Consider the following 23,603-nt stretch of genomic DNA (forward strand, 5'->3'; position numbering starts at 1 on the left):
CTTGGGGTTACTCGATATCTTAGAAGGGGACAGACAATAAATCGTCGGTGTTGTCATATCCTAGTTGGCATGCGCGGCGCTGATCTGCATCAGCTCGCGCGAATAGGGATCCTTGAGGTCACCGCGCTTGAGGTCGGCGACATCGGCAATCTCGACGATCCGGCCCTGGCGCATGACAGCGAGGCGATCGCAGAGGAAGGAGACGACCGCCAGGTTGTGGGTGACCATCAGGAAGGTGAGGTTCTGCTCGCGCCGGAGGCGCTTCAACAGGTTGAGGATTTCGGCCTGGACCGAAACGTCGAGCGCGGATGTCGGCTCGTCGAGTAAGAGCACCTTCGGCTTCAGCATCAGCGCCCGGGCGATTGCCACGCGCTGGCGCTGGCCGCCCGAGAGCTGGTGCGGAAAACGGAAGCGGAACTTGCGATCGAGGCCGACCGAGGTCATGACCTCTTCGATGCGGGCGTTGCGGTCGCCGATGCCGTGGATCGTCAGCGCTTCGCCGAGCGTGGCGTCGACCGTCTTTCGCGGGTGCAGCGAGCCGTAGGGATCCTGGAACACCATCTGGCACTGACGCGAAAAGGCGCGGTCGATGCCGTGGCCGCGGGGCGAGCCGAGCACGGTGATCCCGCCGGTCCATTCCGGCGCGAGACCTGCGATTGCCTTCAGCACCGTCGATTTTCCCGAGCCGCTTTCGCCGACAAGGGCAAAGCTCTCGCCGTCGGCGATATCGAGATTGACGTTGTGGGTGATCTGCACGTCGCCGTACGAGATGTCGAGGTTCTTCAGAGAGAGCGCGGTCATGCCTTGGCCCATGCGCTGCGGTCGAGCACCGGCAGCTCGTCCCGTGTTTCATCGAGGCGCGGAATGGAGGCGATCAGCCCGCGCGTATAGGGGTGCTTGGCCGCCATCAGTTCGCCGGCCTTGCATTCCTCGACCACCTCGCCGGTGTTCATCACGAGGATGCGGTCGCAATAGCTGGAGACGAGATTGAGGTCATGGCTGATGAAGATCAGGCCCATGCCCTTGCGTTTCACCAGTTCGTCGATGATGTCGAGCACCTGGGCCTGGACGGAAACGTCGAGCGCCGAGGTCGGCTCGTCGGCGATCAGAAGGTCCGGCTCGGGGATCAGCATCATCGCGATCATCACGCGCTGGCCCATGCCACCGGAGACTTCGTGCGGGTAGAGCTTGGCGACGCGTTCCGGATCTGCAATGCGCACCGATTCCAGCATCGTAAGCACGCGCGCGTTGACCTCGCGGCGCGGCAGCTTCTGGTGCGTCAGCAACGCTTCGGCGATCTGCTCGCCGATGGTCATGACCGGGTTCAGCGAGAACTTCGGGTCTTGCATCACCATGGAAATGCGGGCGCCGCGGATGGCGCGCATCTGCCGCTCGGACTGCTTCAGGAGGTCGACGCCGTCGAAGACGAGCTTGTCGGCGGTGACCCGACCCGGTGCCCGGATCAGCTGCAGGATCGAGCGACCGGTCATCGACTTGCCCGAGCCGCTCTCGCCGACGATGCCGAGGCGTTCGCGGCCGAGGGTGAAGGAGATGCCGCGCACGACTTCGAGATCACCGCGGGGCGTCGGGAAGGTGACGCGCAGGTTTTCGACTTCGAGAAGATTGCTCATCAGCGCTGCTCCCCGCTCTTCGGATCGAGCACGTCGCGCAGGCCATCACCGAGGAAGCAGAAGCCGAGGCTAACGAGAATGATGGCAAAGCCGGGCATGGTCGCGACCCACCACTGATCGAGAATGAAGGAGCGACCGCGCGAGATCATCGCGCCCCATTCGGGAAGTGGCGGCTGAGCGCCAAGTCCGATGAAGCCGAGACCGGCGGCCGTCAGGATGATGCCGGCCATGTCGAGCGTGACGCGGACGATCATCGATGAGGTGCAGAGCGGGAGCACGTGGCCGAGATTGACCCGGAGGCTCGACGCGCCGAGCAAACGCACCGCCGAAATGAATTCGGAGTTCTTGAAGGTCAGCGTCTCCGCACGAGCGACACGGGCATAGCCGGGCCAGGAGGTGATCGCGATCGCGATGATCGCGTTCTCGATGCCGGGACCAAGGGCTGCAACGAAGGCAAGCGCCAGGATGAGCTTCGGCAGCGACAGGAAGATATCGGTAATGCCCATCAGGATACGGTCGACCCAGCCACCGAAATAACCGGCGGCCACGCCGATCACCAGGCCGGCGGGGGCTGCGAGCACTGCAACCAGCGTGACGATGGCCAGCGTGATGCGTGAACCGTAGACAACGCGGGACCAGATGTCGCGGCCGAGTTCGTCGGTTCCCATCCAGTGGGCAGCACTCGGCGGCAGCAGGCGTTCGCTCAGCGACTGGCGCAGCGGATCATGGGTGGCGAGCCACGGCGCAAAGAGCGCGGTCAGCACCAGAACGAGGATGATGACGGCGCCGACAACGGCGAGCGGATTGCGCATCAGCGCGCCGAAGATGCGATAGAAGCGCCCGAGGCGCGCCTGCATCGGCGAGGCGGGGCTGTCGTCGATCAGCCAGTCGCGAAGTGTGGTCATGGTCGCTCCTCCCTTAGCGTGCACGCGGATCGAGCACGCGGTAGAGCACGTCCGAAATCTTGTTGATGCCGATGAAGACCGCGCCGATGACGAGGGTCGAGCCGAGCACGGCCGACATGTCGGCATTGAGCAGAGCGACGGTCAGGTAGTTGCCGATGCCGGGCCAGGAGAAGATCGTCTCGATCATCACGGAGCCTTCGAGCAGGCCGGCATAGGACAGGCCGATAACGGTGATCAGCGGCACGCGGATCGGCCGGAAGGCATGGCGCCAGATGACCAGGCGCTCCGGCACGCCTTTGACCCGGGCGGTCGTCACATATTCCTGGCTCAGCTGGTCGAGCATGAAGGAGCGCGTCATGCGGGCGATATAGGCGAGCGAGAAGAAGCCGAGGCAGGACGCCGGCAGGATCAGGTGCCAGACGGCGTTGCGGAAGATCTCCCATTCGCCAGCAATGATGCTATCGACAAGGATCAGGCCTGTGACCGGCGACACCAAGCCGTCGTAGAAGATATCGACACGGCCGGGGCCGCCGACCCATTTCAGCTTCGCGTAGAAAATCGCCAGGCCGACGAGACCGAGCCAGAAGGCAGGCACCGAATAACCGAGCAGACCGATGACGCGGATGCCCTGATCGAGCCAGGAGCCACGGCGGGCGGCGGCAAAAACACCGAGCGGCACGCCGATCAGCACGCCGAGCATGATGCCGAGCGTCGCCATTTCGAGTGTTGCCGGGAAGACGCGAGCGAGGTCCTCGATAACCGGCTTGCCCGTCGAAACCGATGTTCCGAAATTGAAGGTGGCGACGTCACGTACGTAGCTGACGAACTGCGTGATCAGCGGCTGGTCGAGCCCCATTTCCTGGCGCACGCGCTCATAGACGGCGACGGGTGCGCGGTCGCCGACGACAGCCAGAACCGGGTCGATCGGCACGATGCGGCCGATGAAGAAGGTGATTGCGAGCAGGCCGAGGAAGGTTATCGCAAGCGTTACCAGGAAGCCTGCCAGTGAAAGAAGGCGCTGCCGTCCCCGACTGGGTCTGGCGGCGCGGCGCGCCGGCGCTGCTGCTGTCGTGCTGTCGTTTGCCACGTGGCGTCACCATCCCTCTTCGCTTGCGGTCTCACTTGTCGATACCGCAAAAATTTGCTTGGAGTATATAAATAAGTTTGCTTAAATCAAAAAAATTTTACTGGGGCGGAAACGGGAGGAATAACCGCTGTGAGCGATCCGTCAGAGGATACGCAAGCCGCTTCGGGCAAATCGGCCGGGGCAGGGCAGCCGAAGGTGGGCGCGCTGGTGCGTGCGCGCCGCCGGCAGATGCATATGACCCTGCAGACGCTCAGCGACGCAGCGGGCGTTTCGGTCGGCTATTTGAGTCAGATCGAGCGCGATCTTGCCATGCCCTCGCTCGGCACACTGGCCCAGATTGCGCAAGGCCTGGGCGCCGAACTCAACCATTTCATCCTGGCACCGGCGATCGACACCGGGCTTTCGCGCGCCGAGGGGCGCATGGTGTTTTCGGTCGGCGGCTCGCCTGTTTCCTATGAGCGCATTGGCGCGGATTTCGCCGGCAACCAGCTTTCGAGTTTCGTCATCACCATTCCGCCGGGGCATCGCTCCGAGGTCTTCAGCCATGAGGGCGAAGAGCTCGTCTACATGCTCGAAGGCGAGATCCTCTTCGGGCTCGATGGCGACGACACCATGCTTTCGCCTGGCGACGGCCTGCACTTCCGCGGCATCCAGCCCCACTACTGGTGGAACAAGACAGACGCACCCGTGCGGTTGATCTGGACCGGCACCCTGCCGCTCTTCCGGCCCCGCGCTTCCCAATCCAACGAGACCGGTCAGCCGCAATCGGCGCTGAAGCCGGCACCGACAAAAACCAAGCCTCATCGAAAATAGGAGAATGATGATGAGAATGTTCAAGGCCGCGGTCTTCGCGGCGTCCCTGATGATGAGCGTGGCGCCGGCCGCACTCGCCGAAACGCCAGCCGATGTGTTGGTCGTTGCCCAGAATATCGACGACATCGTCAGCATCGACCCGGCCGAGGCCTACGAGTTCTCCTCGGGCGAATACGTCACCCAGACCTATGACCGCCTGGTGCAGTACGATGCGCCCGACGTGAAGAAGCTGGCACCGGGTCTTGCCTCCGAATGGACGGTCGACGATGCGGCAAAGACGATCACCTTCACGCTGCGTGATGGCGTTACCTTTTCCTCCGGCAATCCGCTGCGTGGCGAAGACGTCGTCTACTCCTTCAAGCGCGTCGTCGTTCTCAACAAGGCGCCGGCCTTCATCCTGACGCAGCTCGGCTGGACGCCCGAAAACATCGACAAGATGGTGACCGCCGAAGGTAACAAGGTCACGGTCAAGTATGACGGCGACTTCTCGTCGGCCTTCGTTCTCAACGTTCTCGCCGCTCGCCCGGCTTCGGTGATCGACGCGGAAACCGTCAAGGCCAACGAGGCCGATGGCGACTTCGGCAATGCGTGGCTGAAGGCCAATTCGGCCGGTACCGGCCCGTTCGTGCTCAAGGCCTTCCGCGCCGGCGAGCTGCTCAACCTTGCGAGCAACCCGAACTACTTCGGCGGCGCTCCTGTTATCAAGGGCGTCATCATCCGTCACGTGGCCGAAGCCGCAACCCAGCAGCTGATGCTGCAGACCGGCGACGTCGACATGGCGAAGAACCTGACCCCGGACCAGGTTTCGGGTCTTGAAGGCAAGGACGGCGTGAAGGTCGAATCCTATCCGCAGGCCGCCGTACACTTCCTGTCGTTCAACCAGAAGGACGCAGCACTGCAGCCGGAAGCAGTCTGGGAAGCCGCCCGCTACCTGGTCGACTACAAGGGCATGACCGACAGCTTCCTCAAAGGCCAGATGGAAGTTCACCAGGCTTTCTGGCCGAAGGGCTTCCCGGGCTCGCTCGACGAGACCCCCTACAGCTACGACGTCGAAAAGGCGAAGAAGATTCTCGCCGATGCCGGCATCAAGACGCCGATCAAGGTGACCCTCGACGTCATCAACTCGACGCCGTTCACCGACATGGCGCAGTCACTGCAGGCGTCCTTCGCCGAAGCCGGGATCAACTTCGAGATCATCCCGGGCACCGGTAGCCAGGTCATCACCAAATACCGCGCGCGCACCCACGAAGCGATGCTGCTCTATTGGGGCCCGGACTTCATGGACCCGCATTCGAACGCCAAGGCCTTCGCCTACAACGAAGACAACGCCGACGACAAGTATCAGTCGACGACCACCTGGCGTAACGGCTGGGCGGTTCCGGCGGAACTCAACGAAGCGACCAAGGCAGCCCTCAAGGAAGCCGATCCGGCCAAGCGCGACGCGCTTTATGTCGACCTGCAGCGCAAGGTTCAGGAAAAGTCGCCGATCGTGATCATGTTCCAGGCAGCGACCCAGGTCGCGATGAAGGACAAGGTCGAAGGCTACGTCAATGGCGCCATCTCGGACTATGTCTTCTACCGCCTGGTGAAGAAGAACTGATCCGCCAGCGATCGCCCTTGCGCCGATGAGAAAAAGGCGCACATATCAAAACGCCCTGGGCCTTCCGGCCCGGGGCGACGTGTTTCTACCGATCGGTTTGATAAGTTCTGGGAAGGTTTTACGACATGGCGGATGTGAAGGTGAGAACGCGGGAAACCGGTGCGACGGCTGTGGTCGGCAAGACCGGCTTTCCGCATGTGACCTCGGTCACCGGTGGTGAACTCGATATCGTCACCGGCCCGTCGCAGGCGGGCTACGGCCCGCTCGATCTGCTCTATGCGTCGCTCGCAAGCTGCCTGGTGCTGAGCGCCCGCATCGCCGCCAGCCGTTTTGGCGTGCTCGACCGGCTGACGCAAGTGAGTGCCAAGGTGACGGGCGAGAAAGCCCATGACGAGCCGTCCCGCGTGGCGAAGTTTAACATCGTCTTCGACATCAAGGGTGATTTTGACGACACGGTCCGCCATGCGATCGCGGAAGCCGCCGAAAACGAGATCTGCACCGTTAGCAATACGATCCGCGGCAATCCGGAATTCGTGACCGAGTTTGCCCACTGACGTTCATTGGGTCTCAGCGTCCAACAAAAGGGCGGGCTGCCATTGGCAGCCCGCCCTTTTCGATGCAACTGGCAGAAGGACTCAGGCCGGTTGCGGCGTAAGCGCCTCCGGTTGACGCCGACCGATCGTCAGCACCAGCAGGGCCGCGACAATGCAGAGCGTCCCGGCGGCAATCAGCGCCGGCGTATAGGTTTCAAGCGACGTCCGGCTGGCGCCTGCGAGGAAGGTCGCACTGGCCGCACCCAGCTGGTGACCGGTGAAGACCCAGCCGAAGACGAGGGCGGCGCGTTCCGGACCGAAGCGTTCGGCCGAAAGTTTCACCGTCGGCGGTACCGTCGCGACCCAATCCAGGCCGTAGAAGATCGCAAAGATCGACAGCGTGTAGATGTTGAAGCCGCTGAACGGCAGGAACATCAGCGACAGGCCGCGAAGGCCGTAGAACCAGAAGAGCAGCCAGCGGTTGTCATAACGGTCCGAGAGCCAGCCGGAACCGATGGTGCCGATCAGATCGAATACGCCGATCAGCGCCAGCAGGCTGGCTGCTGCTACGGGGGCAATACCAACATCGCCGCAGATCGAAACCCAATGGGTCTGGATCAGCCCGTTGGTGCTGAAGCCGCAGACGAAGAAGGTCGCAAACAGCACCCAGAAGGTGTTGGTCTTGGCGGCGTCGGAAAGCGCCCGGATCGGTGCCATCAGCAGTTCCCCGAAGCTCTTCGCCTTCGGCGGCGCCGCCACCATTTGCTTGCCGCCGAAGGGCGCAAGGCCAAGGTCCCCAGGGCGATCCTGCATCAGAAGCAGGACCAGGGTGAAGGCCGCAAGCAGGATGACGATGATCAGCGTCAGCGCCGAGCGCCAGCCGATCGTTTCGGTGAGAGAAGCGAGCAACGGCAGGAAGACCAGCTGGCCGGTGGCGTTGCTGGCGGTCATCAGTCCGACGACGAGCCCGCGCCGTTTGTCGAACCAGCGCGTTGCGACCGTCGCGCCGAGCACCAGCGCCGTCATGCCGGTACCCACGCCGAGCACGACGCCCCAGATCGCCACCAGGTGCCAGAGTTCCGTCATGTAGAACGATGCGGCGATGCCGGAGATGATCAGGATCAGCGCCGTAGACACGACCGGGCGCACGCCGAAATGGTTCATGAACGAGGCTGCGAACGGACCGAGCAGACCGAAAAGGCAAAGCCGGATGGCGAGCGCCAGCGAGATTTGCGCATTGGTCCAGCCGAATTCGGTCTCGAGCGGTTTGATGAGCACGCCGGCCGAGCCCATGGCGCCGGCTGTCGAAAGCATGACCAGGAAGGTGACGGCGGCGACAGCCCAGCCGTAGTGGATATTGCGTCTGGCAAGATAACGCGCAAGCGCCGGACCGAGCATCGTCGACTTCCTTTCGTCGGTGTTTTTAGGGCGTGCGACAGCGCTGCGCGGGCTTTCGGAGCGCAGGTCGCAGATTGAGCGGTTGTTTGGCAGTTTTCTGCCGGTTCCTGGCGGCTTAGGCTGCCCGGATTCTTCTGGCCTCAAGTCGCAGCCTGCGACCAGAAAATTGGTCTGGAAACGACGCGCTAGAGCGCCAGCAGCAGGTCCTCCAGCTGGGCGGCGGCGTCGGCTCCCAGCCGCGCCTCGATCTTGTCCTGAGCGGCCTGCCAGAGCGGCGCGCCGTCAGCCAGTATTCGGTGGCCGCTCTCCGTAAGTTCGACAATGGCCTCCCGCTGATCCTTTCCGTTTCCAGTTGCGGCCAACCCGATTCCCTCCAGCACCTTGACGTTGCGGCTGACCGTCGATCGCTCGAGTTCGATCTTGCGGCCAAGCTCGGTCATCGAGATCGGTTCATCGCGTGCGATGTGCCGAAGCAGGCTGAACTGGGCAAGGTTAAGACCAATCGGCTGCAGCGCGTCGTCATAGACTGACGTCACTCGCCGGGTGGCTTTGCGTAAGAGGGCACAATAGCAACGAGACATAATGTGTGTATATACACGCAATCGATCGGCGTCAACCGTTTCGTGGTGTGAAGGCGCTGTTCGAAGCGATCAGCGGTCCAAGCGAAACTGAAGAACGTGGTTGGGGTAAACCTGGTCGCCGATCGTGAAATGGGTTTGTCCCGCCATCTCAAAGCCACTCGCGAGGTAGAAGGCCGTGGCTTTTTCGTTTTCGGCGTTCACCGCCAGCCAGGTGCCTGGCTGGCCCGTGTCCAGGCAGAATTGCAGGCCGGTCTTCAGGAGCGCCTTGCCGAGGCCGCGACCATGGTGACGGGGCTGAATATAGAGCGTCGTGATTTCCAGGTCGGAGGCGATATCGACCGGTGCCGGCGAATTCGCGGACATGTGCAAGAAGCCGTCGATACCGACAACGTTCTGCGAAACCCAGACGGTCTCGTTGCGGTCGCCCAGAATTTCTTCGAAGCGCGCGGTGGTAAAGTGCTCCAGCGCATAATCGGCAAAGAATGCGTTGACGCCATCCCTGATAAACGTGTTCAGCCAGACTTCCAGGCTGATCGCCGCAAGGCTTGACGCATCCGCGACGGTCGCGCGCCTGATCGTCATATCGTTTGTCACGCTGCTCTTCACTGTCTCAATCGACGAAGGGTTCCAGTTCCTTGTCGAACTCCACTTCGACGACATTGTTGAAAAGCGCAGTCGCCACCATGATGCCGGAGAAAGCGACGAGGTCGACCAGCGCCTTGGCGTCGTAGCGTGCCTTGAGGCCAACCCAGATTTCCTCCGGAACGGCATTGCTGTCGGCGACGATGGCGCGGCCGAACGCGATCAGGCGCTGTTCGTCTTCGCTCGGCACGTCCGTGTGAAAATCGATGCCGGCATTGGCGAAGGCGCGACGAAAGAAGCCCATGGCGATTGGGGATTTCATGGCCTCCGAAATGGAATGGGAGAGGAACCAGATCGCCCTGTCGTCGAGGGTAGGGCGTAGTTCCTCGCGGAGCGTGAACCATTCCGCATAGATCCGGTGCGCGACCGGCGAATGTAAAAGCGTGCGCTTCATGTTGGTCATGCGGCCACGCACGCGCACCTCCTCGTCGTGGGCGGCGCGGATTTCATCCGAGGCGGTGTCGTAGTCGATCTGGGGGATATGGCTCATGGTCATGCCTGTCTTGGTCGTGCGCGAGCTGCGCAGATGATGGGTAGGAGCGTCAGACGGTGCTGAGCAGAATGCTCGTTTCGCTGTTCGACACGCCCTCGACGTCGCGCACTTCGCGCAGGATGCGGTCGAAATCGCTAAGGCTGTTAGCGCGGATTTCGGCGACCAGGTCCCAACCGCCGTTGGTGGTGTGCAGGGCATAAAGTTCCGGCAGGCCGCGCAGGTATTTGATCACCTTGGTGGTGTTTCGGCCGCTCACCTCGATCATCATGATCGCACGGATGGCGCGATCGTCATAATCCTGCCGCACGCGCAGCGTGAAGCCCAGGACCGCGCCGCTTTCGAGCAGCCGGTCGATGCGAGTCTGCACGGTCGCCCTCGATATGCCGAGCACCGCAGCGATCTTGGAGTAGGGCGCGCGCCCGTCTTCTCGCAGGAGCGAGATGAGCTGGTGGTCGAGGTCATCGAAGATATGCATGAAAGGTGTATATTACGATTGCGCAAATTGCTCAATATGTCCTGTAATTTTGCGCAGGTTTAAAATTTCAACTCACTTCTTGCAAGCCTAGGCTGACTTCATCGAATTTCTCCGATGGAGTTTTAAACGTGGTTCAGTATGTCGGTGTCGGCAACGTAATCGAGCTGGTCAAATCGATCGGCATTGAGACGTTTCTTGTGGGTCTTGCGGAATACATCGAAGACGATTTCCGCCGGTGGAACGTTTTCGAAAAAACTCCGCGGCTGGCCAGCCACTCGAAGACCGGCGTCATCGAGTTGATGCCGACCTCGGACGGCGAGCACTACGGCTTCAAATACGTCAACGGCCATCCGAAGAACCCCAATGTCGGCCTGCAGACGGTGACCGCCTTCGGCGTTCTTTCCGACGTCAGCACCGGCTACCCCTGTCTCGTTTCCGAAATGACGATCATGACGGGACTGCGCACGGCGGCGACATCGGCGCTTGCCGCGAAGTACCTCGCACGTCCTGATGCCCGCTCGATGGCGATCATCGGTCTCGGCGCCCAGTCCGAATTCCAGGCGCTCGCCTTCCGCGCCCTTCTTGGCGTCAAGCGCCTTCAGGTCTTCGATATCGATGCGGAAGCCGCCGCCAAGTTCTGCAACAACCTCTCGGATATGGACTTCGACATCGTCGTCGCAACCACGGCGGAAGAAGCGGTTGCTGGCGCGGACATCATCACGACTGTCACGGCCGACAAGCGCAATGCCACGATCCTCTCCGACAACATGGTGGGCGCCGGCGTTCACATCAACGCCGTTGGCGGCGATTGCCCCGGCAAGACGGAGTTGCAGGGGGACATCCTGCGCCGCGCCGACGTCTTCGTCGAATATCCGGAACAGACCCGCATCGAGGGCGAGATCCAGCAGATGGCGCCGGACTTCCCGGTCACCGAACTCTGGCAGGTGATTGCCGGCGAGGCCGAAGGCCGTCGCTCGAGCGCCCAGATCACCATCTTCGATTCCGTTGGTTTTGCTACCGAAGACTTCTCGGCCCTGCGCTTCCTGCGCGACAAGATCCAGGGTACCGCATTCTACACCGAGCTCGACCTTACGACCCAGCCGGACCATCCGCGCGATCTCTACGGCCTGTTCCGGCAGCAGCCGGCGGTCCCTGCCGAGCGGAGTGCCGCATAACATGAAGAGACTGTCCGTACAGGCGCCGAAGGGCGTCGTGATGATCCGCCCGCACCACTTCGGCCCCAACCCGATGACGGCCAAGGACAATGCCTTCCAGGCGACCGACGCGGCGCGCCAGCCGACTGCGATCGCCAAGGCCGCCTATGACGAAGTGAGCCGCATGGCCGACGGGCTTTCGAACGCCGGCGTCGCAGTCCATCTCTTCGAAGACGAGACGACGACGCGGCCGGACTCGGTGTTCCCCAACAACTGGTTCTCGACCCATTCGGGTGGCCATGTCGCGATCTATCCGATGTATTCGGAAAGCCGCCAAAGCGAGCGCCGCTCCGACATCATCGAGATGCTGAAGAACGAGTACCGCGTTCAGGACGTGATCGATTACTCCGGCCTTGAAAAGGACGGCGTCTATCTCGAAGGCACGGGCGCCATGGTGCTCGACCATATCGGTCGCGTCGCCTATGCCGCACGTTCCAACCGCACCAATGAAGTGGCGCTAGAACGCTTCTGCACCCACTTCAATTTCGAGCCGATGATCTTCGGCGCGATCGATCGCCAGGGCAACTCGATCTACCACACCAACGTGCTGATGTGCATCGGCACCGAGTTTGCGCTGATCGGCACGAGCATGATCCCGGATCTCGCCCGTCGCCAGGAGATCTGCTTGCGGCTTGAGGAAACCGGCCGCCAGGTCATCGATCTGACGCTGGAGCAAATCGAGAACTTCGCCGGCAATGCCATCGAACTCGACGGTGCCGATGGCCGCGTCGTGGTCATGTCGGCTCGCGCGCTCGCCTCGCTCCGCGCCGACCAGATCAAGGCGCTCGAAGTCTCTGCCCATGTTCTCGCCTTCGACGTTCCGACCATCGAGCTCGCGGGCGGCTCCGTGCGCTGCATGCTCGCTGGCGTTCACCTGTCACGTCGGGAAAACGTGAACAAGCAACCGCTTTACGCCGCCATGTCCGATCGATAGAAGCACCTCATCCAAGCCAAAGGTACTACAAATGTCGCAGTCACGCCCCGTCTACCAGTTCAACAACATCATCGTCCGCACCCCGTCGAAGTCGGTCGTCAACGGCCTTCGCGCCGATGACCGCGGCAACCCCACCTTCGAAGGTGTAAAGGCAGAACACGATGCCTATATCGCGGCGATGAAGGACGCGGGCGTGAAGGTGACGGTGCTGCCGGCGCTCGAAGCCTTCCCGGACTCGATCTTCGTCGAAGATCCGGCGCTGGTCTTCACCGAAGGCGCGATCCTCTTGCGTCCGGGTGCCGAAACCCGCGTCAAGGAAACGCCGGAGATCGAGCCGACGCTTCGCGCCATGTTCGAAACGGTTCTCGATCTGCCAGGCACCGGCTTTGCCGATGGCGGCGACGTTCTGACCACCCGCGAAAGCGTGATGATCGGCCTTTCGGCCCGTACCAACAAGGTTGGCGCCGAAGCACTTCAGGCCTGCCTGACCAAGCTCGGTCGCAAAAGCGAGATCGTCGCCACGCCTGAAGGCGTGCTGCACTTCAAGACCGATTGCTCGCTGCTCGACGACGAGACCGTGCTTTCGACCGCGCGCCTCGCCAAGTCCGGCGCCTTCGAGCGCTTCAAGCAGGTGATCATTCCCGAAGGCGAAGAGCCGGCAGCGAATGCGCTGCGCGTCAACGACGTCGTCATGGTCGGCTCGGACTTCCCGCGCACGATCGAGATGCTCGACAAGCTCGGCTACAAGGTCGTGCCGATGAAGACGACGGAGATCGGCAAGATCGACGCAGGTCTTTCCTGCATGTCGCTACGCTGGTTCAGCAACACGCTCTGATCCGACGCAATCCCCGAGGAGGAACATATGAAGACGTTGAAGACCGCCCTGTTCGCAGGGATCGCCCTTTCCATGGCTGCCGGCAGCGCGTTTGCCGAGGAGACGCTGCGCCTCGGCATGACGCCGGAGCCTTACATGCCCTTCACCCAGGTGAACGCCGGCGGCGAGTGGGAGGGCCTTGAAGCCGATCTCTCCCGCGCGCTCTGCGAGAAGATGGCCGTCAAGTGCGACATCAACCAGATGGCCTGGGACGGTCTCATCCCGTCGCTGAAGGAAAACAAGGTCGATTTCATCATCGGCGCCTTCTCGATCACCGACGAGCGCCGCCAGGTCGTCGATTTCTCGACGCCCTATTACACCGAAGGCACGTCCTTCGTTGGCTCCAAGGGTGACACGAGCGAGATCAAGACGGCCGACGCCGCCGACGGTTCTGGCAAGATCATCGACCCGGCAAGCGTCGAGGGCAAGATCATCGGCGTGCAGACGTCGAGCGTGCAGTCGGCCTATGTCGCCAAGTACCTGACCGGCGCCGAAGCCAAGAGCTACGACACCGCCGACAACTCGGTCGCCGACCTCATCGCCGGTCGCGTCGACTACGTGCTCATCCCCGACCTCTACATCCAGACCTTCCTGAAGACGCCTGAAGGCGCCGACTACGAGGTCAAGGTCGAAGTGCCGAAGAACGTCACGCTCGGCGAAGGCGTCGCCTATGCCGTCCGCAAGGGTGACGCTGCGACCCTCGACAAGGTCAATGCCGGCCTTGCCGCGCTCGAAAAGGACGGCACGACGCAGAAGCTCGTCGACAAGTGGATCTTCGGCAAGAAGTAAACCGAATTTCGGAGGGCGGCGGCCAGCGTCGCCGCCCTCATTCGCCAAAACCGGCCGCAGCGCCGGGGCACCATCGCAGCAACCGCTACAGCCACCTTGCCCGCACCGATCGGGCAGCGGCGTAGGGGCTGACGAGACAATCGGGAACAGGTAACGACGGATGGACTATTACTGGCAATTGCTTGCCTGGGGCGGCGAGGGCTGGGGCGACGATTTCGCCTGGGGCCTGGTGATGACCCTGCAGGTCTCCGTGGTCGCCTATGCGGTTGCGGTTCTCTTCGGCTTCCTGGGCGCTGCCGGCAAACTGTCGAAGCACCGGATCCCGCGTTTCCTTGCCGATATCTACACGACGGTCGTGCGCTCGCTGCCTGAGTTGCTCGTCATCCTGCTTCTCTATTTCTCGGTCGCGAGCGGTGCCGAGCGGCTGTTGAAGCACTTCGGGCTCGTCGCCGAAACCTTCCAGTTCAGCTCGTTCTGGGCGGCGATCATCGCGCTCGCCTTCGTCTCCGGCGCCTTCATGACCGAGGTGCTGCGCTCGGCCTTCCTCTCCGTGCCGCCGGGCCAGATCGAGGCGGCGGTTTCGATCGGCATGAACAGGCGCAAGGTCTTCACCCGCATCATCTTCCCGCAGATGATGCGCCACGCGGTCCCCGGCATGGGCAATCTCTGGCTGTCTATCACCAAGGAAAGCGCCATCATCAGCGTGCTCGGCTCCTTCAGCGAGCTGCTCTACACGGGCTATCGCGCGGCGGCAGGCACCAAGCAGTACATCTTCTTCTACGGGCTGACGGCCATTCTGTTTCTGGCAATTACGCTCGTGTCCGTCCTGGTGATCGCCCAGATCGAGCGCCGCCTCAATCGGGGGCACAACTGATGGAAACGATCTCCAACGTCGTCGGCTTCCTGCCGGCGCTGATCAAGGCGACACCGCTCACGCTGCTTCTGACGGCGGTCGCCGGCGTCTTCGGCCTCGTCATCGGCACGCTCGTGGCGCTCGCCCGGCTTTCCGGTCGCCGCGTGCTTTCGGTTCCGGCCTATGTCTTCACCTTCGCCTTCCGCGGCACGCCGCTTCTGGTGCAGATCTACCTGATCTATTACGGCCTCGGGCAAATCCTACCCGGCACCTGGGTGCGACATAGCTTCCTCTGGCCCTATCTGCGTGACGGCCTGTGGTATGCGATCTTTGCACTCAGCCTCAACCAGGCGTCCTACAATGCCGAGGTCATCCGCGGCGCGATCAAGGCGATCCCGCGCGGCCAGATCGAGGCGGCAAAATCGATCGGCATGCGCTCGTCGATGGTCCTGCGCCGCATCACCCTGCCGCAGGCGTTCCGATCATGCCTGCCGGTTTTGACGGGTGACCTGATCATCCTGCTGAAGACGACGTCGCTTGCCTCGACCATCACCATTCTTGAGGTCATGGGCACCGCCCGCATGCTGCAGCGCCAGTCGCTGCTGATCTTCGAACCGCTGATCGCCGCCGGCATCATCTATTTCACCGTCGTGTTCATCCTGACGCGCGTCATGGGCGTGGTCGAGAAGCGGCTGACGCGCTACCGCACGGCGAAGGCATAAGAGGAGGAACGGACATGGCTGCATCAGCGCTTTCCGTAAACAACATTCACAAGAGCTTCGGATCCGTCGAGGTGCTGAAAGGCGTCTCCTTCGAGGCGAAGTCCGGCGACGTCATCTCGCTGATCGGCAGCAGCGGCTCGGGCAAGAGCACGCTTCTGCGCTGCATCAACTATCTGGAGACGCCGGACGAGGGCGAGATCTCCGTCTCCGGCGAGGTGATCCGCACCATCAAGGGCAAGGACGGCAAGTTCCATGCAGCCGACAAGCGGCAGCTCGAACATATCCGCACGCGCCTCGGCATGGTGTTCCAGAGCTTCAATCTCTGGTCCCACAAGACCATTCTCGAAAACATCATCGAAGGGCCGATCCACGTGCTCGGCATGACCAAGAAGGATGCGATCGGCGAAGCCGAACTGCTGATGGAGAAGGTCGGCATCACGCCCAAGCGCGACCACTATCCGAATCAGCTCTCGGGCGGTCAGCAGCAGCGCGCGGCAATCGCCCGCGCGTTGGCAATGAAGCCTGAGGTGATGCTTTTCGACGAGCCGACCTCGGCGCTTGATCCGGAACTCGTCAACGAGGTGCTGCTCGTCATCAAGAAGCTTGCCGAAGAGGGCCGCACCATGGTGATGGTCACCCACGAAATGTCACTCGCCCGTGATATCTCCAGCGAAGTGATCTTCCTGCACAAGGGTTTGGTCGAAGAACGCGGCGCCCCCCAGCAGATGATGCGTGACCCGCAATCGGCGCGCCTGCGCCAGTTCCTGCAGATGGCTTGAGGAAACCCCGATGCGCGACACCAATTTTTCCGAGTTCCTGCCCGAACTCGTCGATATCCGCCACAAGCTGCACGAAATGCCCGAGATCGGCCTTTCCGAGGTGAAGACCTCGGAGTTCGTTGCGGGACTGCTGCAGTCCTGGGGTTTCGAGGTTACGCGCGGTCTTGCGATAACCGGCATCGTTGCAACGCTGAAGCGTGGCAACAGCAACCGCGCCATCGGCTTTCGCGCCGACATGGACGCGCTCCCGATGCACGAAGAGACCGGTCTTGCTTACCAGAGCAAGCATCCGGGCGCGATGCATGCCTGCGGCCATGACGGCCACACCAGCATGCTGCTCGGTGCCGCCTGGGCGCTGTCGAAGGACGAAAGCTTCAACGGTACGGTTCATTTGATCTTCCAGCCGGCCGAGGAAAACTTCGGCGGCGGCAAGCTGATGATCGAAGACGGCCTTTTCGAGCGCTTCCCTTGCGAGCGGGTCTATGCGCTTCACAACTGGCCGGGTCTTCCGGTCGGCCAGTTCTCCAGCCGCGCCGGTGCCATGGCGGCATCGATCGACGTGCTGACGCTGACGATCAAGGGTAAGGGCGGCCACGGCGCCCAGCCGGAACTGACGGTCGACCCGGTCGTCGTCGGTTCCAGCGTGGTGATGGCGCTGCAGACGCTGGTGTCGCGCAATGTGTCGCCGCACCAGCCGTCCGTGTTGACGGTCGGCTCGTTCCAGGCGGGTTCGGCCTCGAATATCATTCCGGATACCGCAGTGCTGGAAATCAGCATGCGCGCGATGGATCCTGTTGTCCGCAAGCAGTTGCAGGAGCGCGTCGAGCAGGTCGCCCGCCTGCAGGCGGAAAGCTACAACGCCGAAGCCGTCTTTGACTGGCAGGTCGGGTATCCCGCGACGATCAACGATGCTGAGGCGGTCGAGGATGCGCGTGCGGTGATCGCCGACACATTCGGCGCGGATGCCTATGTCGAACTGCCCGAGCCGCTGATGGGCAGCGAGGACTTCTCCTTCCTGCTGGAAAAGGTGCCGGGCGCCTATGTGCTGATCGGCAATGGCGACAGCAGCGGGCTGCACACAACCCGCTACGATTTCAACGACGACATCCTTGAGCGCGGCGCGACCTATTTCTACCAGCTCGCACGCGCAGCGCTCGTTTAAGCGCGCGGCATCAATTGCCCGGCCGCTCAGGTGGCCGGGTGCAGGTCGCCGAAGACCGTCGGGATCAGTTCCGACACGGTTGGGTGGATATGAACCGCGTGCGTGATCGTCGTGTAGGGCTTGCCCGCATACATCACGTCGAGGATGCTCTGCACAGCCTCGTCGCCGCTCGTTCCGAGGATCGATGCACCGAGGATCTCCTTGCTGTCGGCGTCGACGATCACCTTCATGAAGCCTTCAGTCTCGCCCTTTTCCACGGCGCGGCCGACGCGGGTCATCGGCCTCGTACCGATGAGCAGCTTGCGCCCCGACTTGCGCGCCTCGGTCTCGGTCATGCCGGCGCGGCCGAGCGGCGGATCGATGAAGAGGCCGTAGGTTGAAATGCGATCGCTGACCTTCCGCGCCTCTCCGTCGAGCAGATTGGCGGCGATGATCTCGAAGTCGTTATAGGCCGTGTGGGTGAAGGCGCCGCGACCGTTGCAATCACCCATCGCGAAGATGTGCGGCACGTTGGTCTTAAGCGTCTCGTCGACTTCAACATAGCCGCGGGCGTCAGTCTTGACGCCGCTCCGGCCGAGATCGAGGTCGTCCGTGTTCGGCCGGCGGCCGGTTGCCAGCAGCAGGTGAGAGCCGACGATCTCGGGTGCGCCCGCCGTGCAATCCACGCCGGCGACGACATCGTCGCCGCTCCTGGCAAAGCGGATGCATTCGGCATTGAGGCGAAACTGGATGCCCTCTTTTTCGAGGATCGCGAGAATGGCGTCTGAAACGTCCGCATCCTCCCGGCCGATCAACCGCGGCCCCTTCTCGATTACGGTGACCTCGGAGCCGAAGCGACGGAACATCTGCGCAAACTCGAGTCCGATATAGCTGCCGCCGACGACGATCAGGTGGCGGGGCAGGGTGTCGAGATCCATGATCGAGACGTTGGTGAGATAGGGCACCTCCGCGACACCAGGGAAATCCGGGGTTGCGGCGCGTCCGCCGACATTCAGAAAGATCTGGTCGGCCGAGAGCAGCGCGGCGCCGACTCGGATCTCATGCGGGCTTTCGAAGCGCGCATGGCCTTCGAAGACTGTGCAGTTCTCCATGCCTTTCAGCCAGTTTTCGATGTTTCCCCGGGACGTGAACCGCACCGTGTCCTTGCGCGCCATGACGCGGGTAAAGTCGATGGTGATGGGACCGGTCGTCACGCCATAGTCCGCGCCCCGTCGCGCCAGATGCGCGGCATAGGCGCTCGCGACCATCGCCTTGGTCGGCATGCAGCCGGTGTTGACGCAGGTGCCGCCGAAGTGCTTGCGCTCGATCAGCGCGACGGTTTTGCCCGCTGCCGTCAGCCGGCCAGCAAGCGATGGGCCGGCCTGGCCGGCACCGATGATGATTGCGTCGAAATGTTTCGTCATGAGACCGAGGACACCACCCAGAGTGCGAGGAGAACGGCAACAGCATCCTCGAGAAGGGCGATCGGCAGGTCCTTGCCGCCGATGGCCGCGACGAGGCGCTTGCGGGCTTCATAGCCGCCGAGCGTGCCGATGACGGCACCGATGACGCCGGCGACCAATCCTTGGAGCATAGCATGTCCGGTCAATCCGAGCGCGGCCCCGCAGAACGCGCCGCTGACGATGCGGGCGCCGAACTGTTGCGGCACCTTTCGGCTCGGTGTGCTCGGCAATTGGTCGGTGACGAACTCAACTAGGGCCAGGAGGCCGAAGATGTAAGGTGTGAAGCGAAAGCCCATGAAGGCCGCCCAGGTACCGCTGAGCGGCAGCCATCCCGCGGCTGCGCCAATACTGACGGCGGCGGGTGCGGTCATGGTGCGCAGGCCAGCGACCACGCCGATAATGAGCGTCAGAAAATAGATCGACATCGTGTCCCCGAACGTTCGCCGGGCGAACCCAAGCCACCAGCCCCCAAGCGGTTCGGGTCGAGCGGCATCGCAACCAAGAGTGAAAGCGGATGTTTCTGGCGGGCCGCGATCAGAGTGGCCGACAACGCCGGCGATTGCAACGCCCAATCAGCTACCGCCATAAACGGTAGTCTATGCTTTCGATCGTGTTTATCAATGTAGGAAAATATTCGCCTGCCACAGTCTCTGGATGCAACCCTATTTTTTGCCGGGGGCTGACATATATGGAATGGCTTGCCCCGACGGAGCGGACGTTCCGTGATCAAACTTGCGCATCGAAATCCGAGGAGAAACCTATGCGCCTGACCAGACTGCTTATCGGAACTGCCCTTGCCTTGACCATGACTGCCGCGGCGGCGAGCGCCGATGTGGTCGTATCCTCGAAGATCGACACGGAGGGCGGGGTGCTTGGCAACATCATCCTTGCCGTGCTCAACGCCAACAACATCAAGACGGTCGATCGCGTCCAGCTTGGGGCGACGCCGGTCGTACGCAAGGCGATCACCGCCGGCGAGATCGACATCTATCCGGAATATACGGGCAATGCCGCCTTCTTCTTCGAAAAGGCCGACGATCCGGTCTGGAAGGATGCTGCCAAGGGTTACCAGACGGCCAAGAAGCTAGACTACGATGTCAACAAGATCGTCTGGCTGACGCCATCGCCGGCCAACAACACCTGGGCGATCGGCCTGCGCAAGGAAGTCGCCGACGAAAACAAGCTGAAGACGCTGAGCGATTTCGGCAAGTACATCGCTGGCGGCGGCAAGGTCGTGCTGGCGGCGTCGTCGGAATTCGTGAATTCGGCCGCCGCACTGCCGGCGTTCCAAACCACCTACGGCTTCACCTTGAAGCAGGACCAACTGATCACGCTTTCCGGCGGTGATACCGCGGCGACGATCGCGGCCGCGGCAAACCAGACCAACGGTGCGAACGCAGCCATGGTCTATGGCACCGACGGCGGCATCGCCCCGTCCGGCCTCGTGGTCCTGGAAGACGACAAGGCCGTCCAGCCCGTCTATCAGCCGGCCCCGATCATTCGCGAAGCGGTGCTCAAGGAAAACCCGCAGATCGAGGAACTCTTGAAGCCCGTGTTCGAGAAACTGGACCTGGTGACGCTGCAAGACCTGAACGGTCGCGTGCAGGTCGGCGGCGAACCGGCCAAGGCGGTCGCCGAGGACTTCCTGAAGAAGAACGGCTTTCTGAAATAAGTTGACGGAGATCCGGGACGCTGGTCGGATGGCTGGCGTTCCGGGGATAGGCCTGCAGGTGCCGGAGATGCGCCGGCACAGGCGGGGAGGGAATGTGGTTTGAAAGCACTCCGCTTTGACAAGCTCGGAGCGATCATTGCGGCCCTGGCGCTCGGCGGCGCCTTCATAGCGCCTTTTGCAACGTTTCGTGCCAACCGTATCGTCGCCGGTGAGGTCAAGTCGGTGGCCGACGCCCTGCCTGCGGGGTGGAGTGCCGTGCTGCTGGGCATCGTGGTCTGCGCGGTCATCGTCGCGCTGGTCCGATCGCCCGCTTACCTGCGTCTCGCTGCCGCCTTTGTCGCGCTCGCCGCGCTGGCGCTCGGCATCGGCGTTGCCGCCACGCATCTGACACCCGAAGCCAACACCTATGCCCGCGTCTCGCCGGCTTCGGGCTTCTGGATCATGCTCTTTGCCTTCGGGTTGCTCGCCGCCGACGCCTTGACGCGACTGCGCCCGGCGCCCTTCGTGCGCATCGTCGTTCTCGCCGTCGTGCTGGCCTTTGCTTCGGCCATCCTTCTCGCCGGCGCCTGGGACGGCCTGTCGATTCTCAAGGAATATGCAAGCCGGGTGGACACGTTTTGGGCGGAGGGCCGCAAGCATGTGACCCTGGCGCTCGGTTCGCTCGTGGCTGCGACCCTCGTCGGCATCCCCCTCGGCATCCTCTGCCACCGCGTCACGCGGCTGCGCGATGGGTTGCTCGGCGTCCTGAACGCGATCCAGACGATCCCGTCGATTGCGCTCTTCGGCATTCTCATCGCGCCGCTCGGCTGGATCGCCCTCCATGTGCCGGGTGCGGCTGCCATCGGCATTCGTGGCATCGGTGTTGCCCCGGCCTTTGTTGCGCTCTTTCTCTATTCGCTGCTGCCTGTCGTCGCCAACACCGTCGTCGGTCTGGCAGGCGTTCCGCGGGACGCGAATGATGCCGCGCGTGGCATCGGCATGACCGATTGGCAGCGGCTGGTCGGCATCGAATTTCCGCTGGCCTTCCCGGTGATCCTCACCGGCATCCGCATCGTGCTCGTCCAGAATATCGGCCTTGCGACCATTGCCGCGTTGATCGGCGGCGGCGGCTTCGGCGTCTTCGTCTTTCAGGGCGTCGGTCAGACCGCGATGGACCTCGTGCTGCTCGGCGCCGTCCCGACGGTCGTGCTGGCGTTCGGCGCGGCGATCGTGCTCGACGCGGTGATCGAGATGGCCACACCCAACACCAGGCAGGCAGAGGCCGCATGATCGAGATCGAGAACATCACCAAGCGATATGGCGAAAGCACCGTTGTCGACGACGTCAGCCTGACGATCGCGCCGCGCACCGTCACCGTCGTCGTCGGCACCTCCGGCTCCGGCAAGACCACGCTCTTGCGCATGGTCAACCGGCTGGTTGAGCCGACCTCGGGCGCGATCCGTCTCGATGGCGAGGACAATCGTTCGCTGCCCGGTTATGAGTTGCGCCGGCGGATCGGCTACGCAATCCAGGGGCACGGTCTGTTTCCCCATCGCACCGTCGCCCAGAACATCGCGACCGTGCCGACCTTGCTCGGATGGGAACGGGCGCGCATCGATGCGAAGGTGGAAGAACTCCTGCGCCTTTTCCAACTCGATCCCGCAGATTTCGGTCCACGCTTCCCACACGAGCTTTCCGGCGGCCAGCAGCAGCGCGTGGGCGTTGCCCGGGCGCTTGCCGCCGAGCCGAAGGTGCTCTTGATGGACGAGCCCTTCGGGGCGCTCGATCCGATCATCCGCGCCAAGGCGCAGGACGACCTGCTTGCCATCCAGAAACACTTCCAGACGACGATCATTCTCGTCACCCACGATATGGAAGAGGCCTTTCACCTCGCCGATCGCATTGCCGTCATGGACAAGGGCAAAGTGGTGCAGTACGCGACCCCCGCCGAAATGCTGCTGAAACCGGCCACGCCCTTCGTCGAAAGCCTGATCGGGGCGGGCGAACGGCCCTACCGCCTGCTCGCGATCGCGCCGGTCTCGAGCGCGGTTGAGCCCGGGGCCGCCGAAGGCGCGCCGATATCGAGCGATGCCAGCCAAAGGGAAGCCCTGGCCGAACTCCTCTGGTCCGGACGAGATGCGTTGCCGGTGGCAGGTCCCGACGGCGCCGTAATCGGCAGGGTCAGCCTGGAGGGGTTGGCCAAACGCGCGGCCGGTCCAGCCTGATGCCGAAGCTCGCCACTCTCATTCGCATCGCGGTTTTCCTGGTTCTCGTCGCGTTCCTGCTGCAGCCCCATTGGTTCGAGCCGCTGCTGCGGCCGCTGGTGCAGGACAACGCCCCTGTCATCTACAACCAGGGAAGCCTGCTGCACCTGACGTTCTTGCATCTGCGCACGGTGGCGCTGGCGGTGGCAGCGGCCGCGCTGGTTGCGCTTGCGCTTGCCATTCTCGTCACACGCGCGTCCGGAGCAGAATTCCTGCCGCTGTCGCGCAGCCTGGTGAATATCGGTCAGACCTTTCCGCCCGTCGCGGTTCTTGCGCTCGCTGTTCCGATCTTCGGTTTCGGCGAAAAGCCGACGCTGATCGCGCTTTTTCTCTATGGCCTGCTGCCGATTTTCGAGAATGCGCTGACGGGGCTGACGACCTTGCCTTCGTCCGTCATGGAGGCGGCGCGCGGCGCCGGCATGACCAGCGGCCAGCGGCTTCTCAAGGTGGAGTTGCCGCTGGCGATGCCGGTGATCCTGGCGGGTATCCGGCTTTCGGTCGTCATCAGCCTGGCAACCGCCACGATCGGATCGACGGTCGCCGCAAAAACACTCGGCGAAGTAATCATCGCCGGGCTGCAATCGAACAACCTTTCCTTCGTCGTCCAGGGCGGCCTGATCGTCGCAACGCTTGCGGTGCTTTTGCACGATGGGTTGCAGGCGGCGGAGCGGAAGCTTGCCGCGCGGATGGGGCGCTAGGCGCAGGCGGTGGAGATGCGCAACCGGGCAATCGGCCGGCTGTCTCAGCAAACTGCCGTTACC

26 protein-coding genes are annotated in these 23,603 nt (G+C 62.7%); 15 read left to right on the forward strand and 11 right to left on the reverse strand.

Going from position 1 to position 23,603, the window contains the following annotated elements; genetic code table 11:
- Positions 1-60: 60 nt before the first annotated feature.
- The 4 genes from ASD63_RS30385 to ASD63_RS30400 are packed head-to-tail and all read right to left on the reverse strand — an operon-like array spanning position 61 to position 3,542.
- Positions 61-801 (reverse strand): ABC transporter ATP-binding protein, encoded by a 741-nt coding sequence (locus tag ASD63_RS30385; RefSeq protein ID WP_060530373.1) that lies wholly within the window; start codon positions 799-801, stop codon positions 61-63.
- The gene (locus ASD63_RS30390) at positions 798-1,631 is read right to left on the reverse strand and encodes an ABC transporter ATP-binding protein (protein WP_034799458.1); all 834 of its coding nucleotides are present in this window, start codon (positions 1,629-1,631) and stop codon (positions 798-800) included. The genes ASD63_RS30385 and ASD63_RS30390 overlap by 4 nt, the downstream gene beginning before the upstream one ends.
- Positions 1,631-2,536 carry an ABC transporter permease gene (locus ASD63_RS30395; RefSeq protein WP_034799460.1) on the reverse strand — a complete coding sequence of 302 codons (906 nt, stop codon included), beginning with the start codon at positions 2,534-2,536 and terminating at the stop codon, positions 1,631-1,633. Before ASD63_RS30395 ends, ASD63_RS30390 begins: the two co-directional genes overlap by 1 nt.
- A 13-nt stretch (positions 2,537-2,549) precedes the next feature.
- On the reverse strand, positions 2,550-3,542 hold the full coding sequence (locus tag ASD63_RS30400; RefSeq protein WP_244497291.1) for an ABC transporter permease: 993 nt from the start codon (positions 3,540-3,542) through the stop codon (positions 2,550-2,552).
- Between the two features lie 210 nt (positions 3,543-3,752).
- Here ASD63_RS30400 and ASD63_RS30405 point away from each other — a divergent pair, with 210 nt between their 5' ends.
- The 3 genes from ASD63_RS30405 to ASD63_RS30415 all read left to right on the forward strand — a co-directional run bounded on the left by ASD63_RS30405 (position 3,753) and on the right by ASD63_RS30415 (position 6,590).
- Entirely contained in the window at positions 3,753-4,436 is a 684-nt protein-coding gene (locus ASD63_RS30405) for an XRE family transcriptional regulator (protein WP_034799462.1), read from the forward strand.
- Between the two features lie 10 nt (positions 4,437-4,446).
- The gene (locus ASD63_RS30410; protein WP_060518279.1) at positions 4,447-6,036 is read left to right on the forward strand and encodes an ABC transporter substrate-binding protein; all 1,590 of its coding nucleotides are present in this window, start codon (positions 4,447-4,449) and stop codon (positions 6,034-6,036) included.
- 125 nt (positions 6,037-6,161) lie between these two features.
- Positions 6,162-6,590, forward strand: coding sequence for an OsmC family protein (locus ASD63_RS30415; protein ID WP_034799464.1), 429 nt, complete (start codon positions 6,162-6,164; stop codon positions 6,588-6,590).
- Between the two features lie 81 nt (positions 6,591-6,671).
- Here ASD63_RS30415 and ASD63_RS30420 read toward each other — a convergent pair whose 3' ends face one another.
- The 5 genes from ASD63_RS30420 to ASD63_RS30440 form a co-directional block, all read right to left on the reverse strand.
- A complete protein-coding gene (locus tag ASD63_RS30420) occupies positions 6,672-7,967 on the reverse strand; it encodes an MFS transporter (RefSeq protein WP_060530298.1) in 1,296 nt (431 codons plus the stop codon).
- Between the two features lie 185 nt (positions 7,968-8,152).
- Positions 8,153-8,548 carry a MarR family winged helix-turn-helix transcriptional regulator gene (locus ASD63_RS30425; protein WP_060530299.1) on the reverse strand — a complete coding sequence of 132 codons (396 nt, stop codon included), beginning with the start codon at positions 8,546-8,548 and terminating at the stop codon, positions 8,153-8,155.
- 69 nt (positions 8,549-8,617) lie between these two features.
- Positions 8,618-9,142: a GNAT family N-acetyltransferase gene (locus ASD63_RS30430; RefSeq protein WP_060530300.1), complete on the reverse strand. Its 525-nt coding sequence runs from the start codon at positions 9,140-9,142 to the stop codon at positions 8,618-8,620.
- A gap of 16 nt (positions 9,143-9,158) precedes the next feature.
- Complete coding sequence (locus ASD63_RS30435; RefSeq protein WP_060530374.1) at positions 9,159-9,680, reverse strand: hypothetical protein; 522 nt, start codon at positions 9,678-9,680, stop codon at positions 9,159-9,161.
- 52 nt (positions 9,681-9,732) lie between these two features.
- A complete protein-coding gene (locus ASD63_RS30440; protein WP_034799473.1) occupies positions 9,733-10,158 on the reverse strand; it encodes an Lrp/AsnC family transcriptional regulator in 426 nt (141 codons plus the stop codon).
- Positions 10,159-10,250: 92 nt separating this feature from the next.
- Between ASD63_RS30440 and ASD63_RS30445 the strand changes: the two genes are divergently transcribed.
- From ASD63_RS30445 to ASD63_RS30480, 8 genes are all read left to right on the forward strand, one after another.
- A complete protein-coding gene (locus tag ASD63_RS30445) occupies positions 10,251-11,333 on the forward strand; it encodes an ornithine cyclodeaminase (RefSeq protein ID WP_060530301.1) in 1,083 nt (360 codons plus the stop codon).
- A gap of 1 nt (position 11,334) precedes the next feature.
- A complete protein-coding gene (locus ASD63_RS30450) occupies positions 11,335-12,306 on the forward strand; it encodes an arginine deiminase-related protein (protein ID WP_060530302.1) in 972 nt (323 codons plus the stop codon).
- 31 nt (positions 12,307-12,337) lie between these two features.
- The gene (locus ASD63_RS30455; protein ID WP_034799482.1) at positions 12,338-13,141 is read left to right on the forward strand and encodes an arginine deiminase family protein; all 804 of its coding nucleotides are present in this window, start codon (positions 12,338-12,340) and stop codon (positions 13,139-13,141) included.
- A gap of 27 nt (positions 13,142-13,168) precedes the next feature.
- Positions 13,169-13,969: a transporter substrate-binding domain-containing protein gene (locus ASD63_RS30460; RefSeq protein WP_034799485.1), complete on the forward strand. Its 801-nt coding sequence runs from the start codon at positions 13,169-13,171 to the stop codon at positions 13,967-13,969.
- 160 nt (positions 13,970-14,129) lie between these two features.
- Positions 14,130-14,843, forward strand: coding sequence for an ABC transporter permease subunit (locus ASD63_RS30465; RefSeq protein WP_034799489.1), 714 nt, complete (start codon positions 14,130-14,132; stop codon positions 14,841-14,843).
- A complete protein-coding gene (locus ASD63_RS30470; protein WP_060530303.1) occupies positions 14,843-15,544 on the forward strand; it encodes an ABC transporter permease subunit in 702 nt (233 codons plus the stop codon). Before ASD63_RS30465 ends, ASD63_RS30470 begins: the two co-directional genes overlap by 1 nt.
- A 14-nt stretch (positions 15,545-15,558) precedes the next feature.
- Complete coding sequence (locus ASD63_RS30475) at positions 15,559-16,323, forward strand: ATP-binding cassette domain-containing protein (protein WP_034799495.1); 765 nt, start codon at positions 15,559-15,561, stop codon at positions 16,321-16,323.
- A gap of 10 nt (positions 16,324-16,333) precedes the next feature.
- On the forward strand, positions 16,334-17,485 hold the full coding sequence (locus ASD63_RS30480; RefSeq protein WP_034799498.1) for a M20 aminoacylase family protein: 1,152 nt from the start codon (positions 16,334-16,336) through the stop codon (positions 17,483-17,485).
- A gap of 26 nt (positions 17,486-17,511) precedes the next feature.
- On the opposite strand, the gene ASD63_RS30485 is transcribed toward ASD63_RS30480, so the two are convergent.
- Together ASD63_RS30485 and ASD63_RS30490 are read right to left on the reverse strand one after the other, a co-directional pair.
- Positions 17,512-18,888, reverse strand: coding sequence for an FAD-containing oxidoreductase (locus tag ASD63_RS30485; RefSeq protein ID WP_034799502.1), 1,377 nt, complete (start codon positions 18,886-18,888; stop codon positions 17,512-17,514).
- Entirely contained in the window at positions 18,885-19,352 is a 468-nt protein-coding gene (locus tag ASD63_RS30490) for a membrane protein (RefSeq protein WP_034799505.1), read from the reverse strand. Before ASD63_RS30490 ends, ASD63_RS30485 begins: the two co-directional genes overlap by 4 nt.
- A gap of 380 nt (positions 19,353-19,732) precedes the next feature.
- Here ASD63_RS30490 and ASD63_RS30495 point away from each other — a divergent pair, with 380 nt between their 5' ends.
- The 4 genes from ASD63_RS30495 to ASD63_RS30510 all read left to right on the forward strand — a co-directional run bounded on the left by ASD63_RS30495 (position 19,733) and on the right by ASD63_RS30510 (position 23,540).
- On the forward strand, positions 19,733-20,599 hold the full coding sequence (locus ASD63_RS30495) for an ABC transporter substrate-binding protein (protein ID WP_234798816.1): 867 nt from the start codon (positions 19,733-19,735) through the stop codon (positions 20,597-20,599).
- Positions 20,600-20,698: 99 nt separating this feature from the next.
- On the forward strand, positions 20,699-21,868 hold the full coding sequence (locus ASD63_RS30500; protein WP_034799511.1) for an ABC transporter permease: 1,170 nt from the start codon (positions 20,699-20,701) through the stop codon (positions 21,866-21,868).
- Positions 21,865-22,803: an ABC transporter ATP-binding protein gene (locus ASD63_RS30505; protein WP_034799514.1), complete on the forward strand. Its 939-nt coding sequence runs from the start codon at positions 21,865-21,867 to the stop codon at positions 22,801-22,803. Before ASD63_RS30500 ends, ASD63_RS30505 begins: the two co-directional genes overlap by 4 nt.
- Positions 22,803-23,540 (forward strand): ABC transporter permease, encoded by a 738-nt coding sequence (locus ASD63_RS30510; RefSeq protein WP_034799517.1) that lies wholly within the window; start codon positions 22,803-22,805, stop codon positions 23,538-23,540. Before ASD63_RS30505 ends, ASD63_RS30510 begins: the two co-directional genes overlap by 1 nt.
- The last annotated feature ends 63 nt before the right edge of the window (positions 23,541-23,603 follow it).

This window comes from Ensifer sp. Root558, assembly GCF_001427045.1.
Taxonomy (GTDB): Bacteria; Pseudomonadota; Alphaproteobacteria; order Rhizobiales; family Rhizobiaceae; genus Ensifer; species Ensifer adhaerens.

Coding starts and splice junctions, on each gene's coding strand:
- ASD63_RS30385 (WP_060530373.1), bottom strand. CDS start 801: ATGACCGCGCTCTCTCTGAAGAACCTCGACATCTCGTACGGCGACGTG.
- ASD63_RS30390 (WP_034799458.1), bottom strand. CDS start 1,631: ATGAGCAATCTTCTCGAAGTCGAAAACCTGCGCGTCACCTTCCCGACG.
- ASD63_RS30395 (WP_034799460.1), bottom strand. CDS start 2,536: ATGACCACACTTCGCGACTGGCTGATCGACGACAGCCCCGCCTCGCCG.
- ASD63_RS30410 (WP_060518279.1), top strand. CDS start 4,447: ATGAGAATGTTCAAGGCCGCGGTCTTCGCGGCGTCCCTGATGATGAGC.
- ASD63_RS30415 (WP_034799464.1), top strand. CDS start 6,162: ATGGCGGATGTGAAGGTGAGAACGCGGGAAACCGGTGCGACGGCTGTG.
- ASD63_RS30420 (WP_060530298.1), bottom strand. CDS start 7,967: ATGCTCGGTCCGGCGCTTGCGCGTTATCTTGCCAGACGCAATATCCAC.
- ASD63_RS30425 (WP_060530299.1), bottom strand. CDS start 8,548: ATGTCTCGTTGCTATTGTGCCCTCTTACGCAAAGCCACCCGGCGAGTG.
- ASD63_RS30435 (WP_060530374.1), bottom strand. CDS start 9,680: ATGAGCCATATCCCCCAGATCGACTACGACACCGCCTCGGATGAAATC.
- ASD63_RS30440 (WP_034799473.1), bottom strand. CDS start 10,158: ATGCATATCTTCGATGACCTCGACCACCAGCTCATCTCGCTCCTGCGA.
- ASD63_RS30450 (WP_060530302.1), top strand. CDS start 11,335: ATGAAGAGACTGTCCGTACAGGCGCCGAAGGGCGTCGTGATGATCCGC.
- ASD63_RS30455 (WP_034799482.1), top strand. CDS start 12,338: ATGTCGCAGTCACGCCCCGTCTACCAGTTCAACAACATCATCGTCCGC.
- ASD63_RS30460 (WP_034799485.1), top strand. CDS start 13,169: ATGAAGACGTTGAAGACCGCCCTGTTCGCAGGGATCGCCCTTTCCATG.
- ASD63_RS30465 (WP_034799489.1), top strand. CDS start 14,130: ATGGACTATTACTGGCAATTGCTTGCCTGGGGCGGCGAGGGCTGGGGC.
- ASD63_RS30470 (WP_060530303.1), top strand. CDS start 14,843: ATGGAAACGATCTCCAACGTCGTCGGCTTCCTGCCGGCGCTGATCAAG.
- ASD63_RS30475 (WP_034799495.1), top strand. CDS start 15,559: ATGGCTGCATCAGCGCTTTCCGTAAACAACATTCACAAGAGCTTCGGA.
- ASD63_RS30480 (WP_034799498.1), top strand. CDS start 16,334: ATGCGCGACACCAATTTTTCCGAGTTCCTGCCCGAACTCGTCGATATC.
- ASD63_RS30485 (WP_034799502.1), bottom strand. CDS start 18,888: ATGACGAAACATTTCGACGCAATCATCATCGGTGCCGGCCAGGCCGGC.
- ASD63_RS30490 (WP_034799505.1), bottom strand. CDS start 19,352: ATGTCGATCTATTTTCTGACGCTCATTATCGGCGTGGTCGCTGGCCTG.
- ASD63_RS30495 (WP_234798816.1), top strand. CDS start 19,733: ATGACTGCCGCGGCGGCGAGCGCCGATGTGGTCGTATCCTCGAAGATC.
- ASD63_RS30505 (WP_034799514.1), top strand. CDS start 21,865: ATGATCGAGATCGAGAACATCACCAAGCGATATGGCGAAAGCACCGTT.
- ASD63_RS30510 (WP_034799517.1), top strand. CDS start 22,803: ATGCCGAAGCTCGCCACTCTCATTCGCATCGCGGTTTTCCTGGTTCTC.